Below are 5,623 nucleotides of genomic sequence, written 5' to 3'. Positions count from 1 at the left end.
CCTTTTCCGACAGCCCGGCGAGTATCCGCCTCGATCCGCCCTGCCTTGGCGCCGATACAGAGACCGTGCTCGAAAGCCTCGGTCTCTAGGCCGCCTTGCGGCCCCCGCCGCCATGGCGGGCCAGCCAGACGCCGCCCAAAATCATCGCGAAGGCGCCAAGCGACTGCCAGCTCTGCAGCTCGCCGAAGAACACGAAGCCGAGCACGGCGGCAACGACGGGGATGGCATAGCCGGTCAGCGACAGGAAGGTGGCCGACGTCCGCGCGATCAGCAGCATGTACAGGGCCTGCGCAAAGGCCGTTGGGCCAAGACCGAGACCCACAACCGCCAGCCAGTTCCCCCACCCGGCATTCACGTCTTCAGGCGTAACCAGCAGCGCCAGTGGCCAGGAGACGACCGCCGCGACCGACACAAAGGCCGTCGCGAACGGAATGGCACTCATCAGCGGCGCGCCCCGCGCGATCAGGCTGGACACCGCATACGCCATCGTTGCGCCAACCAGCATCAACTGGGCGAGCGCGCTGGCAGAGCCGAGCCCCTTCATCGCCTCGGGGCCGAACAGCAGCGCCACGCCGCCAAAGCCGATCAGGACACCCACGACCGAACCGGCTGACAAGCGCTCGTCCCGGAACATGAAATGGGCCCCGATGGCCACGAAGATCGGCACGGCGGCGGTATAGAGCGCGGCCAGGCTGGAATTGACCGTCTCCTGCGCAATCGTGATCAGGAAAAAGGGAATGACCGACCCGACTAGCGCCATCCCCATGATCGCGGCCCAGCGGCGGCGGTCGGACAGCGGCGGCAGGTTCTGGCGCCTGGCCAGCATCACGCACCAGAGCGCGACGGCGCCAATCGTCAGGCGGCCGGAAATCACCCATTCGGCAGGCAGGCCCGCATCGGCATGGCCTTTATCGACGGCCATCCGCGTCAGCATGTAGGCGCCCGCCCAGACCAAGCTCAGCAGCCAGAACAGGCCCCAATCGGCAAGCGTACGGCCTGCGGGTTTCATGTGTGCCGACGCCCGGCGGGCTGGCGCCATGACAGGATGCAAGGAAGTCGGTGTTTCACCCGGATGGGCCCCCTATGGCAGGCCAACAGGCAATACAGGGGCCCCGCTTCAAGTCCACTCTGCAATTGCATGGAACTTGCAAGCCGCTCAGATTGGAACCGGCCCCGCATGGTCGCACCCTCCAAAGTCCCGTTTTGTGGCCCGATACCGCAGGCGATCCGGGTGGACGGGGGGAGCGCAGCATCGTAAAGGGCCTGCAAAGTCGCAGTTTTTGTCCCGTCTGAGGAGAATTTTAAAATGGCAATACGTGTTGCAATCAATGGATTTGGCCGGATCGGACGTCTCGTCCTGCGCTCCATCATCGAGCATGACCGCAAGGACATTGAAGTCGTCGCGATTAATGATCTCGGCCCCGTCGCCACGAACGCCCACCTCCTGCGCTTCGACTCCGTCCATGGCCGCTTCCCGGCAGACGTCCAGGTCGACGGCGACAAGATCGTGATCAATGGCAAGCCGATCCTGTGCACCGCCATCCGCGACCCGAAGGACCTGCCGCACCGCGAGCTCGACATCGACATCGCCATGGAATGTACCGGCATCTTCGCTGACAAGGAAAAGGCCTCGGCCCACCTTGCCGCCGGCGCCAAGCGCGTCCTGGTCTCTGCACCGGCCACCAATGCCGACAAGACCATCGTTTTCGGCGTCAACCACGACACGATCACCAAGGACGACATGGTCGTCTCCAATGCCTCGTGCACCACGAACTGCCTGTCGCCTGTCGCCAAGGTCCTCAACGACCTGATCGGCATCGAGAAGGGCATGATGACCACGATCCACTCCTACACCAATGACCAGCCATCGCTGGACCAGATGCACAAGGACCTCTACCGGTCCCGCGCCGCAGCGCTCTCCATGATCCCGACATCGACCGGCGCCGCCAAGGCCGTTGGCCTCGTCCTGCCGGAACTCAAGGGCAAGCTCGACGGCATCTCGATCCGCGTCCCGACGCCGAACGTCTCGGTCGTCGACCTGAAATTCGTCTCGAAGAAGAAGACGACGCCGGAAGAGATCAATGCCGCAATCATCGCCGCCGCAAATGACGGCCCGATGAAAGGCGTGCTCGGCTTCACCGACCAGCCGAACGTCTCTTGCGACTTCATCCACGACAACCGCTCATCGATCTTCCACCTCGATCAGACCAAGGTCATGGACGGCAATTTCGTCTCCATCCTGACCTGGTATGACAATGAATGGGGCTTCGCGACCCGCATGAGCGACACCGCGCTCGTGATGTCGAAATTCCTGTAGGGGCCTGAAGGCGATGAACTTCAAACGCATCGCCGACGCCGGCGACCTCAAAGGCAAGACCGCCCTCGTCCGCGTAGATTTCAACGTGCCGATGGACAAGGGTCTCGTCACCGATGACACGCGCCTGCGCTCCGCCGTGGAGACGGTGCAGACCCTGCGTACCCAGGGGGCCAAGGTGGCGCTGCTGGCACATTTTGGCCGCCCCAAGGGCAAGCGCGTGGCGGAGATGAGTCTTGCGCCCATCGCCGGCGCGTTCGCCCAGGTGCTTGGCTCGAATGTCAGCTTCGTCGCCGATTGCGTGGGTGACCACGTGAAGGCAGCGATTGCCGACCTGCAGCCTGCCGGTGTGATCCTGCTCGAGAATACGCGCTTCCATGCCGGCGAGGAAACCGGCGACATGGACCTCGCAAAGAGGATCGCGAAACTCGGCGACATCTACGTCAATGATGCGTTCTCGGCCGCTCACCGCCGCCACGTCTCGACCGCCGTGCTCGCTGAACTCCTGCCTGCCTATGCTGGCTGTGCGATGGAGCGAGAACTCGACGCGCTAGAGAAAGCCCTCGGCAATCCGGAAAAGCCCGTGCTCGCCGTCGTCGGCGGTGCCAAGGTGTCTTCCAAGATCGACCTCCTGAAAAACCTCGTCACCCAGGTCGACATGCTCGCCATTGGTGGCGGCATGGCCAACACATTCCTCGCCGCGCGCGGCCTATCGGTTGGCAAGTCGCTCTGCGAGCATGACCTGGCGGATACAGCCCGCGAGATCGAGACGATCGCAAAACAGAATGGCTGCAAGATCCTCCTGCCGGTCGATCTTGTCGTCGCCAGGGACTTCGCCGCCAACGCGCCCCACCGCACCTGCGGACTGGACGATGTGGCAGACGATGAGATGATCCTCGACGCCGGCCCGCAAACCGTCGCCGCGCTCACAGCTGCCATGGATTCAGCCAGGACACTGGTCTGGAACGGTCCGCTCGGTGCCTTCGAACTGACCCCTTTCGACACCGCCACGGTCGCCGCAGCCAAGGCTGCTGCTGCGCGCGCCAAGGCCGGCAAACTGGTCGCCGTGGCTGGCGGCGGTGATACGGTCGCCGCGCTCAATCATGCAGGCGTCGCGGACGATTTCACCTTCGTCTCGACGGCCGGCGGCGCCTTCCTGGAATGGATGGAGGGCAAACCCCTCCCCGGCGTTGACGCCCTCAAGGCCTGACCCCAAATGGCACACCCTGCGGCAAATCGCGCAGGCGAGGCAGAATGATAGCGATCCCATTTTGGTCGCTGCCTGGAGGCCGTGAATGGCAGCTGTCGGGATTCGCCCCTTTTCCACGCCGATTTACAGTGTTCTAGCCGCGCGACAAGGGCCTCAAAGCCCGCAATCGCCCGAAAATTCAGCGATTTTCGCGATCATGGGCGCACGCAGTGACGGCTGTTGACGCCATGTTTGGGCACGGTACTTGAAAGCAGTCCCTGCAAACCAATCAGCAGGTCCCCAAACAATGAGTTTTGACGCGGTAATGATCATGGATAATGCAGCAATGGCCGAACAGGCCGCCAACAAAGCCGGCTTCATTGCCGCGCTTGACCAGTCGGGCGGCTCCACGCCGAAAGCCCTCCGCCTCTATGGCGTCGAGGAAAGCGATTATGCCAACGACGAGGAAATGTTCGGCAAGATCCACGAGATGCGTGCGCGTATCATCAAGTCACCGGCCTTCACCGGCGACAAGGTCATGGGCGCGATCCTGTTCGAACGCACCATGGATGGCGACATCGACGGCATTCCGACCGCGCAATACCTCTGGGAAAAGCGCCGCGTCGTTCCTTTCCTGAAAGTCGACAAGGGCCTCGCCGACGAGGCTGACGGCGTCCAGCTGATGAAGCCGATGCCTGAACTCGATCACCTGCTCGAGCGCGCTGTCGCCAAGGGCATCTTCGGCACCAAGATGCGCTCGGTCATCCACGCCGCCAACCCCAAGGGCATTGCCGCCGTCGTCGCCCAGCAATTCGATGTCGGGCGCCAGATTCTCGGCCATGGCCTGATGCCGATCATCGAGCCGGAAGTGACGATCACGATCAAGGACAAGGCTGAAGCCGAAGATATCCTGCTCGCCGAGATCACGAAACAGCTCGATGCCATGCCCGCCGACAAGCAGGTCATGCTGAAACTGTCGCTCCCGGAAAAAGCCAACCAGTACAAATCCTTGTGCGAACACCCGCGCGTCATGCGCGTCGTGGCCCTGTCCGGCGGTTACAGCCGCGACGATGCCAACGCCAAACTGTCGTGCAACACGAACATGATCGCCAGCTTCTCGCGCGCCCTTACCGAAGGGCTCTCGGCCAAGCAGAGCGACGCGGAATTCGATGCGATACTGGCGTCAACGATTGACGGCATCTTCCAGGCGTCCCGCGCCGGTTGATCCGCCCTCCCCTATTCTGAAACAGGCGGCCTGCGGGCCGCCTTTTTTGTGCGCGCGGTGTTGCCGGACAAGGCTGGACACACGTTGCGCGCCCGGACCATAGTGGCGTTGAAACTCTGGCGGCGCCCTGTCCAGGCACTCCCGCCTCTTGCCGAGGAATGCCCCTGATGAAAATTCTCCCACTTGCGGTGCCGCTGGCCAGTCTCGCGCTGATGGCGGTCGCCTGCACACCGTCGGCAAAAAAGGCCGAAGTGCCCACCGCGGCACCGGTCAACGTGCTCGAGACAGAAGCCAAAGCGATGATGGCGCAGCTCGTTGTCGCCCCCGCCAGCGCTGACGCCTTCACGATCCGCTGCGACAATTCCCTCGACCTCGTGAACAAGATGATCGCCGACATGGAGGCACGCGACGCAGCCGCGGGCCCAGCCGATATCAAGTTCCTCGATACGCTCACAAACCTCGGCTACTCGATTGGTTATGGCGAAGCCAGCGTGGTGGCTGAGGCCAATCCGGATGCCAGCCTGCGTGAAGTGGGCGACGTTTGCCAGCAACGCACATCCGATGTGCTGACTCGCCTCAGCCTATCCAGACCGATCTATGACCGTCTCGCCGCGATTGACGCGGCCACGCTCAATGAACGCGAAGCTTACCTGCTGGCCCGCACCCTGCGAGACTATCGCCGGTCCGGCATCGACAAGGATGAAGAAACCCGCGACAAGGTCCGCACCCTGAACGCCGAACTGGCCGAGATCAGGTCCGCGTTCAGCAAGAACCTCCGCGAAATCCAGGGCAAGGTCGTGCTGGAATCCGTCGATGCACTGATGGGCATGCCTCAGGACTATATCGACGCGCACCAGCCCGACGAAAACGGTCAGATCACGATCACGACCGACTA

The 5,623-nt window shown here is 62.8% G+C and carries 5 protein-coding genes; 4 read left to right on the top strand and 1 reads right to left on the bottom strand.

Going from position 1 to position 5,623, the window contains the following annotated elements; genetic code table 11:
- Positions 1 to 85: 85 nt before the first annotated feature.
- Positions 86 to 1,009, bottom strand: a complete 924-nt coding sequence (locus tag AADA04_RS12305) for a DMT family transporter (protein ID WP_340693569.1) — start codon at positions 1,007 to 1,009, stop codon at positions 86 to 88.
- Positions 1,010 to 1,306: 297 nt separating this feature from the next.
- Between AADA04_RS12305 and gap the strand changes: the two genes are divergently transcribed.
- The 4 genes from gap to AADA04_RS12285 all read left to right on the top strand — a co-directional run.
- Positions 1,307 to 2,317, top strand: a complete 1,011-nt coding sequence (gene gap / locus AADA04_RS12300) for a type I glyceraldehyde-3-phosphate dehydrogenase (RefSeq protein ID WP_340693568.1) — start codon at positions 1,307 to 1,309, stop codon at positions 2,315 to 2,317.
- A gap of 13 nt (positions 2,318 to 2,330) precedes the next feature.
- A complete protein-coding gene (locus AADA04_RS12295) occupies positions 2,331 to 3,524 on the top strand; it encodes a phosphoglycerate kinase (RefSeq protein ID WP_340693567.1) in 1,194 nt (397 codons plus the stop codon).
- Positions 3,525 to 3,810: 286 nt separating this feature from the next.
- Positions 3,811 to 4,728, top strand: a complete 918-nt coding sequence (locus tag AADA04_RS12290) for a fructose bisphosphate aldolase (RefSeq protein WP_340693566.1) — start codon at positions 3,811 to 3,813, stop codon at positions 4,726 to 4,728.
- 167 nt (positions 4,729 to 4,895) lie between these two features.
- Positions 4,896 to 5,623, top strand: a 728-nt coding sequence (locus AADA04_RS12285) for a hypothetical protein (protein ID WP_340693565.1), incomplete at its 3' end; no start/stop codon positions are given.

It is taken from the genome of Hyphomonas sp. (assembly GCF_037969335.1).
Lineage (GTDB): Bacteria > Pseudomonadota > Alphaproteobacteria > Caulobacterales > Hyphomonadaceae > Hyphomonas.
Note: the sequence above shows the minus strand (reverse complement) of the source record. Positions and strands in the feature narration are given on the sequence as shown.

Bases quoted from the DNA above. Each gene is read 5' to 3' on its own strand.
- AADA04_RS12290 (WP_340693566.1), top strand. From the start codon at position 3,811: ATGAGTTTTGACGCGGTAATGATCATGGATAATGCAGCAATGGCCGAA.
- AADA04_RS12295 (WP_340693567.1), top strand. From the start codon at position 2,331: ATGAACTTCAAACGCATCGCCGACGCCGGCGACCTCAAAGGCAAGACC.
- AADA04_RS12305 (WP_340693569.1), bottom strand. From the start codon at position 1,009: ATGAAACCCGCAGGCCGTACGCTTGCCGATTGGGGCCTGTTCTGGCTG.
- gap (WP_340693568.1), top strand. From the start codon at position 1,307: ATGGCAATACGTGTTGCAATCAATGGATTTGGCCGGATCGGACGTCTC.